The sequence below is a fragment of the Ruania suaedae genome (assembly GCF_021049265.1).
GTDB lineage: Bacteria > Actinomycetota > Actinomycetes > Actinomycetales > Beutenbergiaceae > Ruania > Ruania suaedae.
The window spans coordinates 3,442,203-3,464,090 of the sequence record NZ_CP088018.1 but is presented as its reverse complement, the minus strand read 5'-3'; the positions used below and the strand labels follow the sequence as shown (position 1 = coordinate 3,464,090).

Below are 21,888 nucleotides of genomic sequence, written 5' to 3'. Positions count from 1 at the left end.
GGAACCAGCACACCCGCTCGGACCCGGAGGAAGCCATGGCTCGCGTCGTCGTCATCGGAGGAAGCGGCCACGTCGGCACCTACCTCGTGCCCCGTCTGGTCGACGCCGGCCACGAGGTGATCAGCGTCAGCCGCGGCAAGGCCACCCCCTACACGCCCCACGCCGCCTGGGAGCGCGTCGAGCAGGTGGTCCTGGACCGCGACGTCGCCGAGCGGGACGGCGCCTTCGGTGGCGCGATCGCGGCGCTGGAGCCGGATGTGGTGGTGGACCTGATCTGCTTCACCCTCGACAGTGCCCGCGAGCTGGTCGAGGCCCTGCGTGGCCGCGTCCAGCACCTCCTGCACTGCGGCACCATCTGGGTCTACGGGCACAACGCCACCGTCCCCGCCACCGAGGACCATCCGCTCAACCCGTACGGGACCTACGGCGTCCAGAAGGCGGCCATCGAGACCTACCTGCTCGACGAGGCACGCCGCACGGGCCTACCGGCCACGGTGATCCGGCCCGGCCACATCTGCGGCCCCGGATGGGTGCCGCTCAACCCTGCCGGGCACTTCGACCCGGAGATCTTCTCCCGCATAGCTCGCGGCGAGGAGCTGGTGCTGCCCAACCTCGGGCTCGAGACGGTCCACCACGTCCACGCCGACGACGTCGCGCAGATCTTCGAGCGCGCGATCGCCGGGTGGGGCGCCGCGGTGGGGGAGGCCTTCAACGCCGTCTCGCCTCAGGCGGTGAACCTGCGCGGCTACGCCGAGCACATGTACCGGTGGTTCGGGCAGGAGCCGCGGGTGAAGTTCCAACCACTCGATCAGTGGTCGGTCGCCCAGGACCCCGACGACGCTCGCGCCACGCTCGACCACATCGGGCGCTCCCCCTCGCACTCGATCGAGAAGGCGGTGCGGCTGCTCGGGCACACGCCGCGCTACTCGACGTTCGCCGCTATCGAGGAGTCCGTCACCCGGCTCCTCGCCGACGGGCGGGTCCGCCGGGACTGAGGGCACGAGCACGGCGGCCGCGGCAGGACAGCCTCGTCGATGTCGGTGCCACTGGCTAGGCTCCGGCTATGCCCGCCCCGCCGCTGCCCGAGCTCCTGCTCCCCGATCCCGCCACGTGGCGGGAGTGGCTGATCGCGAATCACGCCGCCTCGCCCGGCGTCTGGCTGGTGCTGGGCAAGAAGGGCGGCAACGTCACCACGGTGGCCTACGAGAGCGCGGTGCTGGAGGCGTTGTGCGTCGGCTGGATCGACGGGCAGGCGAAGTCCCGCGACGCAGCCACCTCGCTCCAGCGCTACACCCCGCGTCGCCCGCGCAGCCGCTGGTCGGCCAAGAATGTCGAGCGTGTGGCACGCCTCGAGGCCGAGGGGAAGATGCTTCCCGCCGGCCGCGCCGCCGTCGAGGAGGCCAAGGCGGACGGCCGCTGGGAGGCGGCCTACGCCGGCCCGGCGAGCGCCGTCGTGCCGGAGGATCTGACGGCCGCGATCGCGGCGAACCCGGACGCCCAGGCGATGTTCGAGGTGCTCACCTCGCAGAACCGCTTCGCGCTGATCTACCGGATCGAGAACGTGAAACGGGCCGAGACCCGCGAACGCAAGATCACCGAGTTCGTCGCCATGCTGGCCCGGCACGAGACGCTGCACCCGCAGAAACGGATGCCGACGGACTGAGTCAGGCCAGCCAGTCCTCGACCTCCAGGCCGGGCACGCGAGTGAACTCCCGGGTGTTGTTCGTGACGAGCACCAGCCCGAGTGAGCGCGCATGTCCGGCCAGCAGGCTGTCGAACGGACCGATCGGAGCCCCGGCAGACGCCAGGACCGCACGGATCCGTCCGGCGTGCATGGCCGCGATCGTGTCGAACTCCAGGATCTCGACGAGCGAGAGCAGTTCGTCAACCGCTTGCCGATTCCGCAGCGGCTCCTGTGAACGCTCGACGCCGTACTCCAGCTGCATCTCGCTGATCGTGGAGACGGCGATCCGGCCCTCGGCGGCACGCAGCCGGGGGTGCGCACGCTCAGCCTGGCCACGCAGGAGGGCGACGAGCACGTTGGTGTCGAGCAGGTAGAGCGTGCTCACAACCCGGGCCGCTCCTCTGCAGTGCCCTGGTCGCGGTCGGCGAGGAAGTCGGCGCTCGTGCGCAGGCCGTGCTCGAACCACTCGTCCCAACTGGACCCCACGGGCTCGATCACGCGGCTGCGCCCGATCACGCGCACATTCACCTCGCGGACGTCCTCCGGAAGTGCAGCAGCCTTCGGCAGGCGGACGGCCTGCGTCCGGTTGTTTCTGAACACCGTGCTCCGCATGCGACCTCCTGGGTGTATATGGCGCCAGTATATACGCTCAGCCCGTCTCCCGGATCGGTCGCTTCGCCCGCAGCGTGAAGATCGCATAGGCCACGATCACCACGAAGCAACCCGCCGGCACCACGTAGGAGAACGCCGAGCCGACCGAGTCGACCAGCTGGCCCTGCAGCAGCGGCACCGTCGCCCCGCCGACGATCGCCATCACCAGACCGGCGGCGCCGAACTTGGTATCGCCCCCCAGCCCTTCCAGCGCGATCCCGTAGATCGTCGGGAACAACAGCGACAGGCACGCCGAGAGCGACACCACCGCCACCAGCCCCACCATCCCGGGGAAGGCCACCGCGACCACGCACAGCACCACGCCGAGGGAGGTCATCGTCAGCATCAGCACCCGGGAGTCGATCCTGCCCATGAGTGCCACCATCGTGAACCGTGCCACCAGGAACACCAGCAGGCTCGCCTGCAACCACCAGTTGGCCGCCGTCGGGCTGGCCTCGATCTGGTCGCGGGCGTAGGTGATGGTGAACGTCCAGATGCAGGTCTGGGCGGCCACGTTGAAGAACTGCGCGACCACGCCGAAGGAGTAGTGCGTGTTGGTGACCAGCCGCTTCACCCGGGAGGAGGAGCCCCGCGGGTCCACCTCGCCGCTGGACCCCACCTTCAGCCCGGGCACGCGCGTGACGGCGATCCCCACCCAGATCAGCAGCAGGACCACCGCGAGGCCGACGTAGGGGGTCATCACGGCATCGAGCTCCGTGGTCAGCAGCGCCTCCCGTTCGACGGGTGGCAGCTCGTCGCGCTCCTCGGCGGTGAGGGTGCTCAGGTTCGGCGCGATCAGCAATGCCGCCAGCAGCACGCCGGTGTTGGTGCCGACCGGGTTGAAGGCCTGCGCGAAGTTCAGCCGCCGGGTCGCGTTGGACTCGGGGCCCATGCTCATCACGTACGGGTTGGCGGAGGTCTCCAGGATCGACAGCCCCGCGGCGAGCGCGAAGATGGCGGCGAGGAAGAAGCCGAACGTCTGCGCCTGTGCGGCGGGCAGGAACAGGAAGCCGCCGGAGGCCGCCAGGCCGAGCCCGAGCAGCACCCCCACCTTGTAGTTGAAGCGCTGGTTCACGAACGCCGCGGGCAGCGCCAGGAGGAAGTAGGCGCCGTAGTACGCCGACTGCACCAGCGTGGCCTGCACGGTCGACATGTCGTCGAAGACGGCGGTGAACGTGGACACGAGCGTGTCGGTCATGTTCGCCGCCGTGCCCCAGGCGGCGAAGCACGCCACCAGCAGCACGAACGGCACGAGCATGCCGGGATGCAGGAACCGGGCGCGCTCGTGGCTGAGATTCGTCTCGGTCGAGCTGGTGCTCATGAGGGCTCCTTCGCCCGTCGGGTGCTGGCAGTCAACCACGGCCGCCGGGCCGTGTCCCGCTGCACCAGGATCCTGATCGCCGATCGGGCCTTGACCGACGAAGTTACTCGAGTAGATTGGAGTCGACCCCACGCTCGAAGGAGATCCATCCCATGACGTTCTCGCTCGGATTCATCGGCGCCGGACAGTTCGCCGGCAGCTTCGCCAAGCTCTTCCAGGCCCACCCGGGTGTCTCCCGGGTCACCGCCACCGACCTGCTCGCCGAGCGCGCCGCCGCGTTGCACGCCGACCTCGGTCTGGCCGGCGTGGTCGATGACGCCGGCGCGATGCTCGCCAGCGATGTGGACGCCGTCGCGATCTTCACCCAGCGGTGGACGCACGGCCCCCTCGTGGTCAAGGCGCTGCGCGCCGGCAAGCACGTCTACTCGGCCGTGCCGATGGCCTTCACGAGCGACGAAATTGCGGAGATCGTCGAGACGGTCAAGGAGACCGGCCTGACCTACATGATGGGGGAGACCAGCCAGTACAACCCCACCACGGTGCTGGCGCGGCAGAAGTTCGCCGAGGGCGCGTTCGGGCAGGTCTTCTACGCCGAGGGCGACTACGTGCACGACATGGACCACGGCTTCTACGCCGCCTACCAGTACAGCGGCGGCGCCGACTGGAAGCGCACCGCCAGCTACCCGCCGCTGATGTACCCCACCCACGCCCTGGGCGGGGTGCTGGGCGCCTGGGGCACCCACGCCGTCAGCGTCAGTGCGATCGGGGTGCCCGACCGCCGTGGCGACGGCGTCTTCGACCGTTCCGTGAGCATGTTCGACAACGACTTCTCCAACGCCACGGCGTTCTTCGAGACCGCCGACGGCGGCAGTCTGCGCACCAACGAGTTCCGCCGCGTGGGCCTGGCCGAGGGCGTGCCGGAGTCACGATTCACCTTCTACGGCACCGAGGGGATCCTCGAGCAGAGCGCCGCCGCGACCGTCTGGCACGAGCGCTCGGGTGAGCTGAAGGACGTCTCGGACCTGGTGCGTCCCGGCCACGCGGACATCGACGCCGCGGAGGCCGAGCGCCTCGCGGCGGTCGACCCGCGCCTGCACGACTCCTTCGTCTCCGGCCACGCCCCGGTGCACGACACCTCCGACCTGCCGCCCGAGCTGGTGGGGATGGGCAACGGGCACATGGGCAGTCACCAGCTGCTGGTGCACGACTTCGTCACCGCCGTGAACAACCAGGCGCTGCCGCCGGTCAACGCCTGGGTCGCCGCCCGCTACACGCTGCCCGGGATCGTGGCCCATGAGTCCGCGCGGCGGGGTGGCGAGCGCCTGCGCATCGACGATCTCGGTGACGCGCCCCAGTGAGCCGGGCGAGCAGCCACCGGTGAGTCCTCGATGAGCCCGACGGGCCGGGTGACCCGCGCGGAGGTGGCCGCCCGCGCGGGGGTGAGCACCGCCGTCGTGAGCTACACGCTCAACGGGGGTCCGAAGAACGTGGCGCCGGCCACGCGCGATCGCGTGCTCGCCGCCGTGCGCGAGCTCGGCTACCGGCCCAACGCCACCGCGCGGGCGCTGCGGCTGGGCAGCACCGGGCAGATCGGGCTCGTCGTGGCCACGATGAGCAACCCGTACTTCGGTCAGCTCACCGACGAGACCGAGCGCGCGGCGGCCGCCCGTGGCCTGGCCCTGCTGGTGCGCACCAACTCCGCCCGTGACCTGACCACCGCCGTGGAGCAGCTCGCCGAACGTCAGGTCGACGGCCTGCTCATCGCCCAGTCGATGGACGAGGCCAGCACCGCCGCGGTGAGGGCCACCGGGGTGCCCACGGTCCTGATCAACGAGGCCACCGCCCCCGACGGCGTGGCCAGCGTCGGGGTGGACCGCTTCGGCGGTGCCCGTACGGCCGTGGAGCACCTGCTCGGCCACGGGCACCGGTCGGTCGCCTTCATCGGCGCGGCCCCGGGCGAGGATCGCCGTCGTGGTTGGTCGGATGCCCTGCGCGCGGCCGGGCTGGGCGAGGGTCCGGCGGTCGAGGCGGAGTACTCGCGGGAGGGCGGTTACCGTGGCGCCCGCCGGCTCCTGGCGCTCGACCAGCCCCCGACGGCGCTGCTCGCCGGGTCCGACGAGCAGGGGCTGGGGGCACTGCTGGCCCTGCACGAGGCGGGCGCGCGTGTCCCGGAGGACGTCGCGGTGGTGGCCTTCGACGGGTCGATCGCCTCCGCCTATGCGTGGCCGCCGCTGACCACCGTCACCCAGCCGACGCAGGAGATGGTCGGGCGTGCCCTCGACCTCCTCCTCCAGCCGGGGGAGCCGCAGCAGAGCATCCTGGCACCGGCCCTGGTCCGCCGGCGCAGCTGCGGGTGCTGAGCTGGCTGTGATGTCAGCTAGCCCCGGTCGGTCGCAAGCCCTGCCAGGACCGCCGGGACCGGTCCGTCGCAGAGCACCCCGAGGCGACGGGTGGGCCGGGTCATCGCTACATACAGGGCGTTGAGGCCACGGGGCCCGGAGAGGATCGTGCCCGGGTCGGCCACCACCACGGCATCGAACTCCAGCCCTTTCGCCTGGGCCGGCGTGATCACCACGCACGGCGCCGCGAGGTCCAGGTCCGGCCCGAACGAGGCGCCGGGCAGGGCGATGGTCACCGCCATCGCGATCTCCGCCAGCCGCTCCCCGGGGGCGATCACCGCGAGCGTGCCCGCGCCCACGGCCCGTCGCTCCGCCACGACAGCGTCGGTCAGCGCGCCGGTGAGGTCGCCGCGGGAGGATCTCAGCCACGGCTGCGCGCCGTCCGCCCGGGCGCAGCGCGGTGGGCTCGCCGCAGGGTCGAGCGCGTGCAGGACGGCGTCGGCCGCGGTCATCAGCGCCCCCGGGGTGCGGTAGCTGATCGTCAGTTCCTCCCGCACCCACCGCCGCGACGGCTGCGTACGCGCGAGAGCCTCCCAGGAGGTGGTCCCCGCCACGGACACGGTCTGGTGCACGTCACCGACCACGGTCATCGAGCCGCTCGGCACCCGCCGCAACACCATTCGCCACTGCATGGCGGTCAGCTCCTGCGCCTCGTCCACGATCACATGCCCGTACGCCCAGGAGCGATCGTCGGCGGCCCGTTCGGCCAGCGGGCGCGTGTCCCGCTCGGCGAAACGGTCGGCCAGCTCCTCGGCGCTGACACCGCCGCCCGCCCCCTCGGCGGCAGCGATCACCTGCCGGGCGTGGCGCAGATCGGCGCCACGCCGGCGCCGCTGCTGCTCGAGTCCGGCCGACTCGTCCTCCCCCAGCAGCTCCGCCGCCTCGTCCAGCAGCGGGATGTCGCCACTGGACCAGCCCGGTCGCGGCGCGCGCAGCAGCGCCCGGCGGTGATCGTCGTCGAGCAGGCCGGCGCCGGCCTCGGCCAGCCGGGCGCCGCCGGTCAGCAGCTCGGTCACGAGGGTCTGCGGATCGAGGGTCGGCCAGAGCGCCTCGAGCGCCGCGGCCACGTGCGGGTCGGCGGCGAGCTCACGCCGCACCCGCGGCGCCTCGTGCCGGGCCGCCAGACCGGTCACCTCGGTCCCCGCCCCCGCCATCGCGGCCGGCAACTGGTCCGGTGAGCGCCGCAGCGCCGCATCCACGCCGGCGATCTCCGCCTCGAAACCGCGATCGGCGTCGTCGTAGAGCTGCCGCTCGCGGGCCAGCACCTGCGTCAGGAGATGATCGAGGACCTCGCTGCGGAACGTGCGCCGGGCGACGTTGTGCGGATATCCGGTCCGCCGTGCCCGCTCGACGGCGGCGCCGATGGTCCTCGCGGTGAGCACGTACTCGTCGCCCTGGTAGACCAGCCGGACGTCATGGCCTGATCCCTGGCGGGCACGCACGGCCGCGCCGACGACGTCGGCCATCACCGGCAGGGCCTTCACCGCCGCCGCCGCGATCGGCTCCGACCTGTCCGCGAGCAGGCCCGGGACCAACCCGTCGACGGTGGCCAGCACCGCCTGGTTCTCGCCGAGCGAGGGCAGCACGTCAGCGATGTAGTCCAGGAAGGCCGAGGTCGGCCCCAGCACCAGCACGCCCCGCTCGGCGAGCCTCGGGTGGCCGTAGAGCAGGTAGGCGGTGCGGTGCAGCGCCACCGCCGTCTTCCCGGTGCCCGGCCCGCCCTGCACCACCAGCGTGCCCTCGGCAGGGGAGCGGATGATGCGGTCCTGCTCGGCCTGCAGGGTGGCGACGATGTCGTTCATGCGACCGCTGCGCTCGGCGGTCAGCGCCTCGATCAGGGCGCCCTCGCCGACCAGGCCCGAGCCCTCGGCCTCGACGGTGGTGTCGAGCAGCTCGTCGTTGATGCTGACCACCCGGCGGGCGCGGGTGCGTAGGTGACGCCGGCGGACCACGTCGGTACGCCCAGCCGGTGTGGCCCGGTAGAAGTCCGCCGCCGCCGGTGCGCGCCAGTCGACCAGGAGCGTGTCCAGCTCGGCCGATCGCAGGCCGATCCGGCCGACGTAGGTGGTCGTGCCGTCCCGGCGGTCCAGCCGGCCGAAGCACAACGACTCCTCGGCGCTGGCCAGACTCGTCAGCCGATCCTGCAGTCGTGCGACCCTGGCGTCGCGGTCGAGGAGGTCACCCGGGCGGCTCGCCGGCTCACGGCGGACTCTGCTCAGCTCCTCCTCGACCCCGCCGCGCAGGGCGTCCAGGCGTACGTACAGCCGGTCCACGACCGTCTGCTCGATCCTGATCTGCTCGTCCATCGCTCCCTCGCGACCCGTCCCGGCCGGTGGGTCAGGCGCGCCGGTTCGGTCCCGAGGTGTCCGAGAGCTCGTCGAACGTCATCCGCTTCAGCGGGGAGCCGACCAGGAAGGCGGCCCGAGCCAGGGCCATGCTGCCGATCGCCGACGTGCCGAGCTGCAGCAGGACGATCACGATCACCTTGATCAGGTCGGGGATCGTCGGTTGCAGCAGCAGCGATCCCGTCACCACCAGCACGATGCCCACGCCGCCGGCCGTGCCGACCGCCGAGGCGCGGGTGTAGGCGTCGGGGAAGCGCAGGATCCCCAGCGCGGCGGAGGCCAGCACCAGCGCACCCAGGACGATGGCGATGTTGCCGATCACGGACAGTACGGTGGTCATCTCTTCCCTCTCGTGAGCGCACGACCCAGTGCGAGCGCGCTGAGGAAGCCCACCAGCGCCCCGACGAGGACGATGTCGAAGGTGTACGCGCTCGCGGTCCGCACACCGAACAGGGCCACCAGCCCGACGATGCCGAACATCAGCAGGTCCGAGGCGATCGCGCGGTCGGCGTCCGTCGGGCCCTTGACCATGCGGTAGGTGGTGGTCAGGCAGGCCAGCACGATGATGGCGATGGCGATGTCGACGCCGATCATCGTCCATCACCCCGCCTGCGGACCGCGTGGAGCATGCGGGACTCCATCTCCTCCAGGTCCGAGCGCAGGTCCTCGGCGCCCGAGTTGTACATCCCGTGCACGAAGAGCACCCGCGTGCCCGAGCCGACGACGTTGGTGCCCAGGGTCAGGGTGCCGGGCGTGAGCGTGATCAGCGCGCCGAGCAGTGTCACCTCGCCGTCGGTGCGGCACCGGGTGGGCAGCCGCACGATCCCGGGTGTGGAGTTCTGCCCGGGCGTGACGTTGTCACGCAGGACGGTCAGGTTGCAGACGATGACCTCCTTCGCGAACCAGAGTGCGAAGACGAGCAGCCGCCCGGGCCAGGTCAACCAGGTCATGAGCCCCTCACCGCCTCGACGTAGCTGGTCGTGTCCATCAGGCCTTCCGCGGCGGTCGCCGACAGCGACATCAGCACCTCGGCTCCGATCCCCAGGGTCAGCGTGAGCGCTGCCAGGGCGACGGCGGGGGCCGCGAGCGCGACGCCGATACGAGGCCGGACGGCGGTCTGCGTGCTCGCGCCCGCACCGCGGGGGCCGTCGTCGGCCTCGTCGTTGTCGTCGGCCTCGGTGGGCTTGCCCCAGAACACCCCGGACCAGATCTTGAGCATCGACAGCAGGGTCACGATGCTGACCACCAGCATCACGACCACCGCCACGATCTGGCCGTCGTCGAGCGCCGCGAGGATCAGCGAGAGCTTGGCGACGAATCCGGAGAACGGGGGGATCCCGGCGAGCGAGAGGGCTGCCACGAAGAAGGCGACCGCGATCACCGGTTCACGGCGGCCGATTCCGCCCACCTGGCCGAGATTGCCGGTGCCGTACCGCACCTCGATGGCGCCGGTGGACAGGAACAGCGAGGCTTTCACGATCATGTGGTGCAACAGGTAGAAGATCCCGGCGGTCAGCCCGGCCTGGGTGAACAGGGCCACGCCCAGGAGGATGTAGCCGATCTGACTGACCATGTGGAACGCCAGGATCGAGCGGGTGTTGTTCTCGCCGACGGCGCCGAGGACGCCGATGACCATGGTGGCGGCGCAGATCGCCACCCCGATCCACAACCACTGCGCGTCACCGTCGAAGACGACCGCGTAGATCCGGTAGATGGCGTAGATCGCCACCTTGGTGTGCAGCCCCGAGAACAGCGCGGTGATCGCGGGGGAGGTGCTGGGGTAGGCGCATGCGAGCCAGCCGTGCACGGGTACCACCGAGGCCTTGATCCCGAGCGCGAAGATGCAGATCGCGGTCGCGATGGCCACGCTCGAGTCCTCCGCGGCAGCCGCGGAGAGCTCGCCGAGGTTGACCGTCCCGGCAGTGCCGTAGACGAAGCCGACCCCGGCGAGGAAGATCGTCGACGTCAGCAGGTTCAAGGTCACGTACAGCCGCGCACCGGCGATCTGGCGCAGGGGGGCCTTCCCGGGGGCGGCGAGGATGAACAGACCGTACGAGGGCAGCAGCATGACCTCGATGAAGACGAACAGGTTGAACAGGTCCGCCGTGAGCAGTGCCCCGTTGATCCCCGCGATGAGCACCATCACCAGCGGGGCGAAGTAGGGCGACTCGGCGCGCCGGGAGGCGATCGCGAAGGCCGTGCAGGTCACGGTCAGCAGTCCGGTCACCGTCAGCATCAGCGCGCTGAACATGTCCGCCACAAAGGGGATGGCCACGCCGAAGGGCCAGTTGGCCACCCCGTGGGCGAGCGCCCCGCCGTCGGCGAAGGTGGCCACCATCGCGATGGAGGCAGCGAGCGAGGCCACGAGCACGGTCAGCATGGTCAGTTTGTGCAGGCGCGGCCGGTTCCCGACGGCGACCAGCGCACCCGCCGTCAGCAGCGGGACGGCGACCAGCAGGGGGAGGAGGGAGGAGATCATGAGGTGACCGTCCGATCCTGGTCGCTCTCGGCGCCCGCACCTGCTCCGGCTTCGACGCCGGATTCGGGGTCGCCCCGGCCCGCCCGGCCGCGGCCCTCACCGGCGGGCGGTTCCTGGTCGTCGTGGGTGGGTTCGGTGGAGTCGCCGTCCTCACGCCCGGTCACCGAGAGGACCAGCATCAGGATCGTGATCGCGAAGGCGATCACGATCGCCGTCAGGACGAAGGCCTGGGGGAGCGGGTCGGCCACGGTGGAGACGTCCTCCGGGGCGCCGAAGGGGGCGTCGCGGCGGGATGTGCCACCGGCGGCGATGATCACGAGGTTGACCGCATGGCTGAGCAGGATGAAACCCAGCACGATGCGCAGCATCTCGCGCTGCATGAACAGGTAGACCGCTCCGGCCACGAGCAGCCCTGCGGTGATGGCGATGGTCATCGGGTCTCCCTCGCGCTCGGGTCGGCGGGCTGCTCGGCGTCCTCACGATCGCGGTGGACGATCCGGTGCTGCCGGCCGAGGAGGTTGAAGGCGGTGAGCACGATCCCGACCACGGCGAGGTAGACGCCGATGTCGAAGACCAGGGCGGTGGTCAGTTTGATGCCGAGCACCTCGGGGTGCAGCGGGGTCAGGAAGGACCCGTCGATGTAGCCGAGCAACCCCGTCCCGGTCCCGACTACCACACCGAGTCCGATCAGGGTGAGGTAGGGCCAGCGGATCCGGGCGGCGACGTCGGAGGGTGCAGCCAGGTAGAGCAGCGCGAACCCGGCGCCACCGACGAGCGCGGCGATGAAGCCGCCGCCGGGCTCCTGGTGGCCTCGCAGCAACAGCATCAGGGAGACCAGCACCACCAGCGGCGCGAGCACCTTGGCGGCGGTCCCGGCGAAGACCGCGTTGTCGCGGGCATCGGCCAGTGGTGAGTCCTTCGCGAGCTTCGCCGACCGGGTCGGTGCCGCCCGCCTGGAGGTCAGCAGGGCGGCGATGGCGACCCCGGCCACGCCCAGCACCGTCAGTTCGCCGAGGGTGTCCAGGGCACGGAAGTCCACCAGGATGGTGTTGACGATGTTCGCCCCGCCGGTGGCCTCCTCGGCCTGACCGAGATAGTAGGTCGCCGCCTCGGACATCTCTCGGCGGCCGGTCAGCGCCCACACCCCCAGCGTGGTCGCGCCGCCTGCCCCGAGGGCGATCAGCACCTTCGGCAGCCGCCCGCGCGCCGACGGGGTGGCGAACCTGTCCGGCAGGCGGCGCAGCAGCAGCACCATCACCGTGACCGTGAGGATCTCCACGAGCAACTGCGTCAGCGCCACGTCGGGGGCGCCGAGGACGAAGAACCACAGCGTCATCGCGAAGCCGACCACCCCGATCACCACGATCGCCGAGATCCGGGTGCGGGCACGCAGGGTGGCCACCACGCCGACCGCGACGAGAGCGACCAGGGCCCAGTCCTCGACCCGGGTCGGGTTGCCGACCACGGGGGGCAGCGAGTCGATGCGGGTCGACGCGACGGCGGCGATCAGCGTCACGCACACGACGGGGATGATCAGATGGCGCCGGGGCGAGGTGCTCCCGGTCCAGGAGCCGACGACGGTCCCGGTCCGGATGATGCCGGCGCGGATCGCGTCGACGATCGCGGGGGCGGAGATGGGGATGGCCAGGGGTGCGGTGAAGCGTTCGACCCTGGCGCGGGTGAGGACCAGGACGGTCCCCAGGGTCAGGATCGCCACCGAGATGCCCAGCGGGAGGTTCACACCGTGCCAGATCGCCAGATGGGTCTCGACCTGCGATCCCACGACGGCCGTGGCGGCGCTGGAGACGAGCGGGTCTAGCACTGCGGGAACCACGCCGAGCACGAGGCCGGCCGCGGCCGCGAGCGCCGGCGCGATCCAGAAGGGGGTGGAGGCCTCGCGCACGACCTCTCCGGTGCGGCCCGAGAACGCACCGAGCACGATCCGGCCCGAGTAGGCGAACGTCAGCACCGAGGCGACGGCGGCGCCCGCCGTGGCGAGAAGCGGCACCCACACCCCTGGCGCCTCGACGAAGGCGGTGAACATCGACTCCTTGCTGATGAAGCCCAGGAGCAGGGGAACCCCCGCCATCGATGCGGCCGCCAGGCCGATGGCGACGACGGTCACCGGCATCCGCAGGCGCAGGGAGGCGAGCTCACGGATGTCCCGCGTGCCCGCCTGCTTGTCGATGACCCCGATGTACATGAACAGCGCCGACTTGAACAGCGCGTGCGCCAGGGTGTGCACCACCGCTGCCTTCAGCGCATCGGGGGTGCCGACGCCGATCATCGTCACCAGCAGTCCCAGCTGGCTGATGGTGGAGTAGGCCAGGAGTTCCTTGAGGTCGTGCCGCCGCAGAGCCGCCGCCGCACCGAGCAGCGCGGTGATCAGGCCGCTGGTGACGAGCAGGATCGTCCAGATCGGCACCTCGGCCAGCGCCGGGGAGAAGCGCAGCAGCAGGTAGATGCCGGCCTTGACCATGGCGGCAGCGTGCAGGTAGGCCGAGACCGGGGTGATCGCCACCATGGATTCCGGCAGCCACGACTGGAAAGGGAACTGGGCCGACTTGGTGAAGGCGGCGACAGCGAGCAGGACCGCGACGGCGGTGGTGAAGCCCCCCTCCTGCCACGCGGTGGAGGTGAGGACCTCGCTGATCCGGGTGGTGCCGGTGCCGACGGCCATCACGGCGACGGCGGCCAGCAGGCTCAGCCCACCCGAGGCGGTCACCAGCAACGTCCGGATCGCCGGTTCCCGCCCGGCCGGCCCGGAGCGACCGATGAGGAAGAACGAGCACAGCGTCGTGCCCTCCCAGGCCACGAACAGCAGCACCAGGTTGTCGGAGAGGACCAGCACCAGCATCGCGGCCGCGAAGGCCGTCATCCACCCGTAGAACGAGTGGTGCTTACTCTTGTCGCCGAGGTAGCGCGCGGAGTAGAACAGCACGGCTGCGCCGATCACCAGCACCAGTAGCGCGAACGCGAGCGAGAGTCCGTCCAGGCGCAGGGCCAGGTCCACGCCCAGCTGCGGGATCCAGGGGATCTCCTGGGCGACGGGAGTGCCCAGGTCGGACGTGCCCACGATCAGGGCGGCTGCGACCAGCAGCGGGAGCGCCAGGATCCAGCCGGCCCGACGGCCGACGGCGCGGGTCAGGAAGGGAGCGGCGGCACAGGTGCCGGCCGCGATCGCGACGCACGTGAGAAGCAAGTCAACACCTCGGTCCGGTCGGTGAAGGGCCAGGTCGGTCCGAGGTCACGTCGTCCACGCCATGGGGGGACGATATCGGGCCGAAGCTCAGTCAGCGACGGCGGGGGGCGCGGTCCCGGCGAGCTCGGCTCCCCAGGTGGAGATGTGCCCATTCGTCCCCAGAGGCGGCAGAACCCGCACGATCGGCGTGAACGCCGCCGACGAGACACGGGTGGGGGCTGACATCGATCCACAGTCTACAGGGATGGTTAGCGCCGGCCGCGCAGTCGCCCGACGGCCCGAGCGTGAGCCACCTCACCGGCACGGCCGTTGGAAACGCCGTCGCACAGGTCTAGATTTCAGCCGTGGCACTCTCCGGTCGGGCACGTCCGCGCTCGGCCCGCCGCCGGAGCGCCGGCCCTCAGCACCCGGCGAAGGTTCTCGCCCTGGCGTTCGTCGCGGCCATTGCCGTGGGCACCCTGCTGCTGCGGCTGCCGATCGCGGTCACCGCATCTGCCGGGGCACCTCCCACCTGGGAGGAGGCACTGTTCACGGCGACCTCCGCCGTCTGCGTGACCGGACTGATCGTCGTGGACACCGCCACCTACTGGAGCGGTTTCGGGCAGGCGGTGATCGCCGTCCTGATCCAGATCGGCGGCCTGGGCATCATGACCGCGGCCTCGCTGATCGCGATCGTGATGGCGCGCAGGCTCGGGCTGCGCTCGCGGCTGGTGGCAAGCGCCTCCGTGCGAGCGGTGGGCATCGGAGACGTGCGCAGCATCGTGGTCGGTGTGGCGAAGGTGAGCTTCGCGGTGGAAGCGCTGGTCGCGGCCATCCTCGTCACCCGCTACGTGGTCAGCTATCAGGTCCCGCTGCCGCAGGCCCTCTGGAAGGGCGTGTTCACCGCCGTCTCGGCGTTCAACAACGCCGGCTTCGCTCTCGACTCCGACAGCCTGATGGGCTACTCGAGGGATCCGTGGGTCCTGGTACCGGTCTGTGTCGCGGTGATCATCGGCGGGTTAGGCTTCCCGGTGCTGTTCGAGCTGCGCAAGCACATCCGCTGGCCGCGGTGGAGCATGCACACCAAGCTGGTGGTGCTCGGCACCGTCTCGTTGTTGCTGCTCGGCTGGATCACGCTGACGGCGTTGGAGTGGAGCAATCCCGGGACCCTGGGCGAGTACACGGTGGCGGAGAAGCTGCTGCTCGGCTTCGTCGCCTCGGTGATGACCCGTACGGCAGGCTTCAACGCGATCGACACCGCGGCGATGAGCACGCAGTCCCTGTTCACCCAGGACCTGCTGATGTTCATCGGCGGCGGGCCGGCCGGTACCGCCGGCGGGGTGAAGGTGACCACCTTCCTGGTGCTGTTCTTCCTCATCGTCACCGAGCTGCGCGGGGAGACGGCGGTGAACATCTTCGGCCGCCGGCTCTCCCGGGCGGTGCACCGGGAGGCGATCACGGTGGCGCTGCTGGCCGTCGCGCTGGTGGCAGGCGGCACCTGGGTGCTGCTGATCGTCACCCCGTTCTCGCTCGACCAGGTGCTGTTCGAGGTGATCTCGGCGTTCGCGACGGTGGGTCTGTCCACCGGGATCACCGCCGACCTGCCGCCGGGGGCGCACCTGCTGCTGGTGGTCATCATGTTCGTGGGGCGGTTGGGCCCGATCACCGTCGGCTCGGCACTGGCGCTCCGCGAGCGCAAGCTCATGTTCGAACTTCCCAAGGAGAGGCCGATCATTGGTTGACATGGCAGGGGGCAAGTCCCGCACGTCGTTGAGCCCGTCGGACTCGGTGGTGGTGGCCGGGCTCGGCCGCTTCGGGAGCGCGCTCGCGATCGAGCTCGCCCAGGCCGGGGTGGATGTGCTGGGCATCGACACCGACGCCGAGATCGTGCAGTCCCTCAGCGGTGGGCTCACGCACGTCGTGCGCGCCGACTCCACCAAGCGGGAGGTGCTCGAGCAGCTGGCGGTGCCCGACTTCACGCACGCGGTGGTGGGGATCGGCAACGACCTGGAGGCCTCGATCCTGACGGCCTCGTGGTTCGTGCGCTTCGGGATCCCGACCGTGTGGGCGAAGGCGATCACCGAGCCGCACGGTCAGATCCTCGATCAGCTCGGGGTGCACCAGGTGGTCTACCCGGAGTCGGAGATGGGGCGGCGGGTGGCGCACCTGCTGCGAGGCTCGATCGCCGATTACCAGGACATCGGCGGCGGCTTCGCGATGGTCACGGCCGCCGTGCCGCCCTCGTGGGTGGGGTCGACGATCGGGGCGATCGACCTGCGCTCCAAGCACAACCTCAATGTCACCGCCGTGCGCAAGCGCGGGGGAGGGTGGGTCCACGCCACCGAGCAGACGGTGCTCGACTGGAACGACACGGTGATCGTGATGGGGCCGGCCGCCAAGGCCGAGCGCTTCATCGACATGGCGTGAGGCCACAGACCGAGCCTGCGATCGACGGACCGGGACTTCTACGTTGGCCCGGCCCGTCCGTGCAGGCGCCGGTGCAGTTCCCGCACCTGCGGAGCCAGGCGGGGATCAGGCCCATCCACGACGGCGTCCGGGACCACGTCCGTGATCGCCAACGGCCGTACCGGCCCGGAGGGCAGAGCCCACTCGGCGTGCCAGGCGGTCAGCTGGGCGGAGCTGCTGGCGTAGACGATCCGACCCAGGCCGACCCAGCCGTGCGCGGCGGCGCACATCGGGCAGTGCTCTCCGGAGGTGTAGACCGTGGCTCGCGCCCGCGCGTCCGGATCCAGGTGCTGGGCGGCCCATCGTGCGATCGCCAGCTCCGGGTGCTGAGTGTGGTCGCCGACGGCGACGTGGTTGTGATCGGCGAACAGCTCGCGCCCGTCCGCTGCCACGAGCACCGAGCCGAACGGTTCGTCGCCGGCCGCCAGGGCGGTGCGGGCGAGCTCGAGGCATCGGCGCAGGTGCTGACGGTCGGTCTCGCTGATCATGAACCCATCCTGCTCCGGCCGGCAGGTGACCACCATGCGGACCCGCCCCGCTGCCTTGGAGCCCGCGCGCGCCCGGTGAGAGGATCGAGGAAGTGCCCGTCCGCCCCCGAGCAACATCTGCCAGGAGGAACGTTCATGCCTTTGCCCTATGACGATGCCGAGAAGTTCACCGCCTACGCGCGCCCGGAGCGCCTGGTCAGCACCGATTGGCTCGCTGCCCACCTCGGCAGCGAGGACCTCGTGGTGGTCGAGTCCGACGAGGACGTGCTGCTGTACGAGACCGGGCACATCCCCGGTGCGGTGAAGATCGACTGGCACACCGAGCTCAACGACCCGGTCACGCGCGACTACGTCGACGGTGAGGGATTCGCCGCGCTGATGGCGGCCAAGGGCATCAGCCGCGACACGACGGTGGTCATCTACGGGGACAAGAACAACTGGTGGGCGGCCTACGCGCTGTGGGTGTTCACGCTGTTCGGACACCCCGACGTGCGCCTGCTCGACGGCGGCCGCGCTCTGTGGGTGGCCGAGGGTCGCGACTTCACCACCGACGTCCCGAGCCCGGCGCCCACGCAGTACCCGGTGATCGAGCGGGACGACTCGCAGGTGCGCGCCTTCAAGGAGGACGTGCTCTCCTTCCTCGGCGGTCAGCTCGTGGACGTGCGCTCACTTCCGGAGTACACCGGCGAGCGCACGCACATGCCGGACTATCCCGACGAGGGCAGCCTGCGCGGCGGGCACATCCCCGGCGCCCAGTCGGTGCCGTGGGCGCGGGCCGCGAACGAGGACGGCACCTTCAAGTCCCGCTCCGAGCTGGAGGAGATCTACCGGCAGGAGAAGGGGCTGAGCCCGGCCGAGCCGGTGATCGCCTACTGCCGGATCGGGGAGCGCTCCAGCCACACCTGGTTCGTGCTCTCGCACCTGCTCGGGTTCGACGATGTGCGCAACTACGACGGATCGTGGACCGAGTGGGGCAACGCAGTGCGCGTGCCCATCGCGCAGGGTGAGCAGCCCGGTGAGGTCCCCAGCGGGGTTGCTGCTCGATGACGGCGAGCGCCACCCCAGTCCCGCTGCCGCAGGCGCTCGCGGCGATCGTCGAGGATTTCAACGCCCTCGGCGAGCCCGACCGGCTGCAGCTGCTGCTGGAGTTCAGTGAAGGTCTGCCCGACCTGCCCGAGCGCTATGCCGAGCACCCCGAGTTGCTGGAGCCGGTGCCGGAGTGCCAGTCGCCGATCTTCCTGGTGACCGAGGTGATCGGTGACGACAGCGGCGCGGCGGCGGACGCCGTCGTGCGCCTGTATTTCTCGGCCCCGGCCGAGGCCCCCACCACGCGGGGGTTCGCGGGCATCCTGCACGAGGGCCTGGACGGGCTCACCGCTGCCCAGGTGCTCGCGGTGCCCGACGATGTCTCCGATCGGCTCGGCCTCTCCCGCGCGATCACGCCGCTACGGCTGCGGGGGATGGGCAGCATGCTCGGCCGGATCAAGCGGCAGGTGCGGGAGAAGTCCGGCCTCTGAACACCCACCGCCCGACCTCACAGAGTGGTCGTGAGCGTTCCCCCGTCGGCGCGTAGCGCGGCGCCGTTGGTGGCGGACGCCACCGGGCTCACGAGGTAGGCGGCGAGGCTCGCGATCTCGGCGGGCTCGAGGAAGCGCTCCAGCAGTGAGGTCCGGTTCTGCGCGGCGATCGCCGCCTTGAGGTCGCCCGGCGCGGCGCCCTGGGCGCGGGCGATCTTCTCGATCGCCTGGGCGACGCCGTCGGAGTAGGTGGGCCCGCCCAGGATCGTGTTCACCGTGACCTGCGTGCCGCGGGTGAGTTTGGCCAGTCCGTTGCCCAGCGCCAGCACTGCCGCCTTGGTGACCCCGTAGTGGATCATCCCGGGCGGGACGTCCACCCCGGACTCGCTCGCGATGAACAGGATGCGGCCCCAGTCGCGCTCGAGCATGCCGGGCAGGAGGTGACGGGAGAGCCGGACGCCGGACATGAGGTTGGTCTGCAGGTAGCGCTGCCACTCCTCGTCGGAGATGGCCGAGAACTCCGTCATCTCGAACACCCCGGCGTTGTTGACGAGGATGTCGACAGGCCCCAGGCGATCGAGCAGCGTCTGCGTCTGGCCGGCGTCCTCGAGATCGGCCGCGATGCCCATGACGTCGCTACCCGGGTGAGCGCTACGCAGCGACTCGACGCGAGCGTCCACCCGCTCCTGGGAGCGGCCGTTGATGACCACCGAGGCCCCCTCGATCAGCAGCACCTCGGCGATCGCTGCGCCGATGCCCTGCGTCGAACCGCTGATGAACGCGCGCCTGCCTACCAGTTCCAGATCCATGGTCCCCGTGCTTCTCGTTGTCCAGCCATCCACGATGACTTGCTCAGTCAAGCGACGTTCAGCATGGATGACGTGACTGAGCAAGTCAATCCGGCGATAGGCTTACCCTATGACGACACCCGGCTCCCCGCCTGAGCTCACCGGTGAGGACCTGCAGACCTGGGCGGCGCTGGCGACCGTGCTGGAGTGGTTGCCGGCTGCTCTCGACGAGCAACTGCAGCAGGACGCCGGGCTCACCCACTTCGAGTACGGAGTCCTCTATGCGCTCGCCCGCGCACCGGAGGCGACGCTGCGGATGAGCGTGCTGGCCGGCTATGCGAACAGTTCCCTCTCGCGTCTCTCCCGCGCCGCGACTCGTCTCGAGGCCAAGGAGTGGCTGCGTCGGGCACCCGACCCCTCCGACGGGCGCTACACCCTGGCCACGCTCACCGATCAAGGACTGGCAAAGGTCGAGGCGGCGACCCCCGGGCACGAAACCGCCGTGCGCCGCCTGGTGCTCGACCCGCTGACGAAGGCCCAGCGCCGGCAGCTGCGGGAGATCTCCGCACGGGTGTTGCGCGCGATCCGTCCGGAGGAGGGCTGGGTGCCGCCGACCTGAACCAGGGTGGCGAACGGAGGGTGGGGCCGGAGCGCGCTCGTAGCATGGCCGCATGAACCACTGGCCCTGGGCCGAACAGTTCGTCCCCGACGGCATCTACCTCAACGCGGCCTCGATGGGACTGCCCAGCCGCGGCACCCGCGAGGCGATGACGGCCCACCTGGACGCGTGGGCCGCCGGCCGGGTGCAGCCGCAGGACCTGGACGCCGTGGTGGCCCGGTGCCGGGACCTCTACGCCGCGCTCGTCGGCCTCGACCCATCTGCCGTGGCGGTCGGGAGCCAGGCATCGGCGATGGTCGCCCCGGTCGCCGCGTGGGTCCCGAATGGGGCCGAGGTCCTCGTGGCCGAGGGCGAATTCACCTCGGTGACGTTCCCCTTCTTCGCCCAGCAGGGGCGGGGCGTGCGGGTGCGGGAGGTACCGCTGGCGCACCTCCCCACGGCGGTGGGCCCCCAGACAGCGCTCGTCGCCGTCTCGATGGTGCAGTCCGCGGACGGGGCAGTGCTCGACCTCTCCGCGCTGCGGGCCGCGTGCCGGGCCCACGGCACCGAGATCCTGCTCGACCTCACCCAGTCCGCCGGCTGGCTCCCGACGGACCTCGACGGCGTCGCGTTCACCGTGTGCGCCGGGTACAAGTGGCTCCTCGCCCCCCGCGGCACCGGCTACCTGAGCGTGCGGGAGGACCTGCTCGACGCCGTGGTCGCCTCGCAGGCCGGGTGGTACGCGGGCGAGGACCGGTGGTCGTCGATCTACGGCGGCCCGCTGCGGCTGGCGAGCTCGGCGCGCCGTTTCGACGTCTCCCCGGCGTGGCCGGTCTGGGTGGGGGCTGAGCCGGCGTTGGAGCTGCTGACCGAGATCGGGCCGGCAGCGCTGCACGCGCACGCCGTGGGTCTCGCGAACCGGTTCACCACCGGGCTGGGGCTGGGGGAGACCGCTTCGGCCATCGTGTCCCTCCCGGTGAGCGAGCGAGGGAGGGCAGCGCTCACTGATGCCGGCATCGTCACGGCCGGGAGGGCCGGGAGAGTGCGGTTCTCCTTCCATGTGCACACCACGGCTGAGGATGTCGAACGCGCGGTCGCAGTACTCCGCGGCCATCTCGAGTAGCCCGCTCTGGCCGTGTCCGCACGAGACTGGGATGATGACCCTCATGGATGAGGACGGGCCGGTGATCGAGCGTGCGATAGCGGCGCTTCGCGCTGCCGGCGCCCGCTTCTGCTACCTGCACGGCAGCCGCGCGACGGGACGTGCGAGGCAGCGTTCGGATGTCGACCTCGCCGCACTGTTCGGTCGCAGCGATCTGGTGGCGTCCGACGTCCTCCTCGAACCGGGAGTCGACCTGCTCGTCCTGGACACCGCGCCGCTCGAGCTCGCCGGGAGAGTGGCGGCCTCGGGCACTCTCCTGTTCGAGCAGGACGCCTCCGAACGGGTCGCGTGGGAGGCGACCACCCGCAAGATCTATTTCGACGAACGCCCACGGTTCGAGCGCGCGCACCGCGATTTCCTCGAGAGCGTACGTCGTGGTTGATCCGCTCCGGCTCCAGCGCCTGTTGCGCCGGATCACCGACGACGTGCACGTCCTGCACCGTGAAGCCTCGGCTGAGCAGTCCCGCCGTGAAGACGCCATGTGGATGCCTGGCGTCAAGTACTCGTTCGTCACGATGATCGAGTCGTGCGTGGACGTGGCGCAGCACGTCTGCGCTGCATCCGGTTGGGGCCCGCCTGCGGACAACGGGGACGCCATGAGGCTACTCGGCGTGCATGGCGTCCTGGAGGTGGACCTGGCGTCGTCGATGCGCCGGGCCGTGGGCTTCCGGAACGTTCTCGTGCACGAGTATGTGGAGGTGGACGATGCCATCGTGGTCGCTCGCCTCACCGACCTCGAGCCCATCCGTCAGTTCGTGGCGCAGGTGGCGGACCTTCTCGCTGCAGGCTGACGCGGCGCTCGCCGTGCC

General features: G+C 70.8%; 25 protein-coding genes. 12 read left to right on the top strand and 13 right to left on the bottom strand.

Features of this window, described 5'->3' with window-relative positions; genetic code table 11:
- Positions 1–35: 35 nt before the first annotated feature.
- Entirely contained in the window at positions 36–995 is a 960-nt protein-coding gene (locus LQF12_RS15990) for an NAD-dependent epimerase/dehydratase family protein (protein WP_231053892.1), read from the top strand.
- Between the two features lie 68 nt (positions 996–1,063).
- Complete coding sequence (locus tag LQF12_RS15985) at positions 1,064–1,663, top strand: YdeI/OmpD-associated family protein (RefSeq protein WP_231053891.1); 600 nt, start codon at positions 1,064–1,066, stop codon at positions 1,661–1,663.
- Position 1,664: 1 nt separating this feature from the next.
- Here LQF12_RS15985 and LQF12_RS15980 read toward each other — a convergent pair whose 3' ends face one another.
- The 3 genes from LQF12_RS15980 to fucP are packed head-to-tail and all read right to left on the bottom strand — an operon-like array spanning position 1,665 to position 3,656.
- Entirely contained in the window at positions 1,665–2,069 is a 405-nt protein-coding gene (locus LQF12_RS15980; RefSeq protein WP_231053890.1) for a type II toxin-antitoxin system VapC family toxin, read from the bottom strand.
- Positions 2,066–2,296, bottom strand: a complete 231-nt coding sequence (gene vapB / locus LQF12_RS15975; protein WP_231053889.1) for a type II toxin-antitoxin system VapB family antitoxin — start codon at positions 2,294–2,296, stop codon at positions 2,066–2,068. The genes LQF12_RS15980 and vapB overlap by 4 nt, the downstream gene beginning before the upstream one ends.
- Before the next feature lie 37 nt (positions 2,297–2,333).
- On the bottom strand, positions 2,334–3,656 hold the full coding sequence (gene fucP, locus LQF12_RS15970) for an L-fucose:H+ symporter permease (RefSeq protein ID WP_231053888.1): 1,323 nt from the start codon (positions 3,654–3,656) through the stop codon (positions 2,334–2,336).
- A gap of 152 nt (positions 3,657–3,808) precedes the next feature.
- On the opposite strand from fucP, the gene LQF12_RS15965 reads away from it, so the two are divergent.
- Positions 3,809–5,014, top strand: a complete 1,206-nt coding sequence (locus tag LQF12_RS15965) for a Gfo/Idh/MocA family protein (RefSeq protein WP_231053887.1) — start codon at positions 3,809–3,811, stop codon at positions 5,012–5,014.
- Between the two features lie 30 nt (positions 5,015–5,044).
- Positions 5,045–6,016, top strand: a complete 972-nt coding sequence (locus tag LQF12_RS15960) for a LacI family DNA-binding transcriptional regulator (protein WP_231053886.1) — start codon at positions 5,045–5,047, stop codon at positions 6,014–6,016.
- A 17-nt stretch (positions 6,017–6,033) separates the two neighbouring features.
- Here LQF12_RS15960 and LQF12_RS15955 read toward each other — a convergent pair whose 3' ends face one another.
- The 8 genes from LQF12_RS15955 to LQF12_RS15920 form a co-directional block, all read right to left on the bottom strand.
- A complete protein-coding gene (locus LQF12_RS15955) occupies positions 6,034–8,361 on the bottom strand; it encodes a HelD family protein (RefSeq protein WP_231053885.1) in 2,328 nt (775 codons plus the stop codon).
- Positions 8,362–8,392: 31 nt separating this feature from the next.
- The gene (locus LQF12_RS15950) at positions 8,393–8,740 is read right to left on the bottom strand and encodes a cation:proton antiporter (RefSeq protein ID WP_231053884.1); all 348 of its coding nucleotides are present in this window, start codon (positions 8,738–8,740) and stop codon (positions 8,393–8,395) included.
- A complete protein-coding gene (locus tag LQF12_RS15945) occupies positions 8,737–8,994 on the bottom strand; it encodes an MrpF/PhaF family protein (protein WP_231053883.1) in 258 nt (85 codons plus the stop codon). The genes LQF12_RS15950 and LQF12_RS15945 overlap by 4 nt, the downstream gene beginning before the upstream one ends.
- Positions 8,991–9,350, bottom strand: a complete 360-nt coding sequence (locus tag LQF12_RS15940) for a Na+/H+ antiporter subunit E (RefSeq protein WP_231053882.1) — start codon at positions 9,348–9,350, stop codon at positions 8,991–8,993. The genes LQF12_RS15945 and LQF12_RS15940 overlap by 4 nt, the downstream gene beginning before the upstream one ends.
- The gene (locus LQF12_RS15935; RefSeq protein ID WP_231053881.1) at positions 9,347–10,879 is read right to left on the bottom strand and encodes a monovalent cation/H+ antiporter subunit D family protein; all 1,533 of its coding nucleotides are present in this window, start codon (positions 10,877–10,879) and stop codon (positions 9,347–9,349) included. Before LQF12_RS15935 ends, LQF12_RS15940 begins: the two co-directional genes overlap by 4 nt.
- Positions 10,876–11,313, bottom strand: a complete 438-nt coding sequence (locus LQF12_RS15930) for a cation:proton antiporter subunit C (protein ID WP_231053880.1) — start codon at positions 11,311–11,313, stop codon at positions 10,876–10,878. The genes LQF12_RS15935 and LQF12_RS15930 overlap by 4 nt, the downstream gene beginning before the upstream one ends.
- Positions 11,310–14,081 carry a DUF4040 family protein gene (locus LQF12_RS15925; RefSeq protein ID WP_231053879.1) on the bottom strand — a complete coding sequence of 924 codons (2,772 nt, stop codon included), beginning with the start codon at positions 14,079–14,081 and terminating at the stop codon, positions 11,310–11,312. The genes LQF12_RS15930 and LQF12_RS15925 overlap by 4 nt, the downstream gene beginning before the upstream one ends.
- Positions 14,082–14,168: 87 nt before the next feature.
- Positions 14,169–14,306 (bottom strand): hypothetical protein, encoded by a 138-nt coding sequence (locus tag LQF12_RS15920; protein WP_231053878.1) that lies wholly within the window; start codon positions 14,304–14,306, stop codon positions 14,169–14,171.
- A gap of 119 nt (positions 14,307–14,425) precedes the next feature.
- On the opposite strand from LQF12_RS15920, the gene LQF12_RS15915 reads away from it, so the two are divergent.
- Both LQF12_RS15915 and LQF12_RS15910 read left to right on the top strand, forming a co-directional pair.
- Positions 14,426–15,802 carry a TrkH family potassium uptake protein gene (locus tag LQF12_RS15915; protein WP_231053877.1) on the top strand — a complete coding sequence of 459 codons (1,377 nt, stop codon included), beginning with the start codon at positions 14,426–14,428 and terminating at the stop codon, positions 15,800–15,802.
- Between the two features lies 1 nt (position 15,803).
- A complete protein-coding gene (locus LQF12_RS15910) occupies positions 15,804–16,487 on the top strand; it encodes a potassium channel family protein (protein ID WP_231053876.1) in 684 nt (227 codons plus the stop codon).
- A 38-nt stretch (positions 16,488–16,525) separates the two neighbouring features.
- Here the strand turns inward: LQF12_RS15910 and LQF12_RS15905 are convergent, their stop codons facing one another.
- Positions 16,526–17,014, bottom strand: coding sequence for a nucleoside deaminase (locus LQF12_RS15905; RefSeq protein ID WP_231053875.1), 489 nt, complete (start codon positions 17,012–17,014; stop codon positions 16,526–16,528).
- A gap of 135 nt (positions 17,015–17,149) precedes the next feature.
- Here LQF12_RS15905 and LQF12_RS15900 point away from each other — a divergent pair, with 135 nt between their 5' ends.
- A complete protein-coding gene (locus tag LQF12_RS15900; RefSeq protein ID WP_231053874.1) occupies positions 17,150–18,061 on the top strand; it encodes a sulfurtransferase in 912 nt (303 codons plus the stop codon).
- Positions 18,058–18,531, top strand: a complete 474-nt coding sequence (locus tag LQF12_RS15895) for a SufE family protein (protein WP_231053873.1) — start codon at positions 18,058–18,060, stop codon at positions 18,529–18,531. Before LQF12_RS15900 ends, LQF12_RS15895 begins: the two co-directional genes overlap by 4 nt.
- Positions 18,532–18,548: 17 nt before the next feature.
- On the opposite strand, the gene LQF12_RS15890 is transcribed toward LQF12_RS15895, so the two are convergent.
- Complete coding sequence (locus LQF12_RS15890; protein WP_231053872.1) at positions 18,549–19,340, bottom strand: SDR family NAD(P)-dependent oxidoreductase; 792 nt, start codon at positions 19,338–19,340, stop codon at positions 18,549–18,551.
- Positions 19,341–19,449: 109 nt separating this feature from the next.
- Here LQF12_RS15890 and LQF12_RS15885 point away from each other — a divergent pair, with 109 nt between their 5' ends.
- From LQF12_RS15885 to hepT, 4 genes are read left to right on the top strand one after another with little or no spacing between them, the layout of a single operon-like run.
- A complete protein-coding gene (locus LQF12_RS15885) occupies positions 19,450–19,938 on the top strand; it encodes a MarR family winged helix-turn-helix transcriptional regulator (protein WP_231053871.1) in 489 nt (162 codons plus the stop codon).
- A gap of 52 nt (positions 19,939–19,990) precedes the next feature.
- Entirely contained in the window at positions 19,991–21,040 is a 1,050-nt protein-coding gene (locus tag LQF12_RS15880; protein ID WP_231053870.1) for an aminotransferase class V-fold PLP-dependent enzyme, read from the top strand.
- A 31-nt stretch (positions 21,041–21,071) separates the two neighbouring features.
- The gene (gene mntA / locus LQF12_RS15875; RefSeq protein ID WP_231053869.1) at positions 21,072–21,461 is read left to right on the top strand and encodes a type VII toxin-antitoxin system MntA family adenylyltransferase antitoxin; all 390 of its coding nucleotides are present in this window, start codon (positions 21,072–21,074) and stop codon (positions 21,459–21,461) included.
- Entirely contained in the window at positions 21,454–21,870 is a 417-nt protein-coding gene (gene hepT, locus LQF12_RS15870) for a type VII toxin-antitoxin system HepT family RNase toxin (RefSeq protein ID WP_231053868.1), read from the top strand. Before mntA ends, hepT begins: the two co-directional genes overlap by 8 nt.
- The last annotated feature ends 18 nt before the right edge of the window (positions 21,871–21,888 follow it).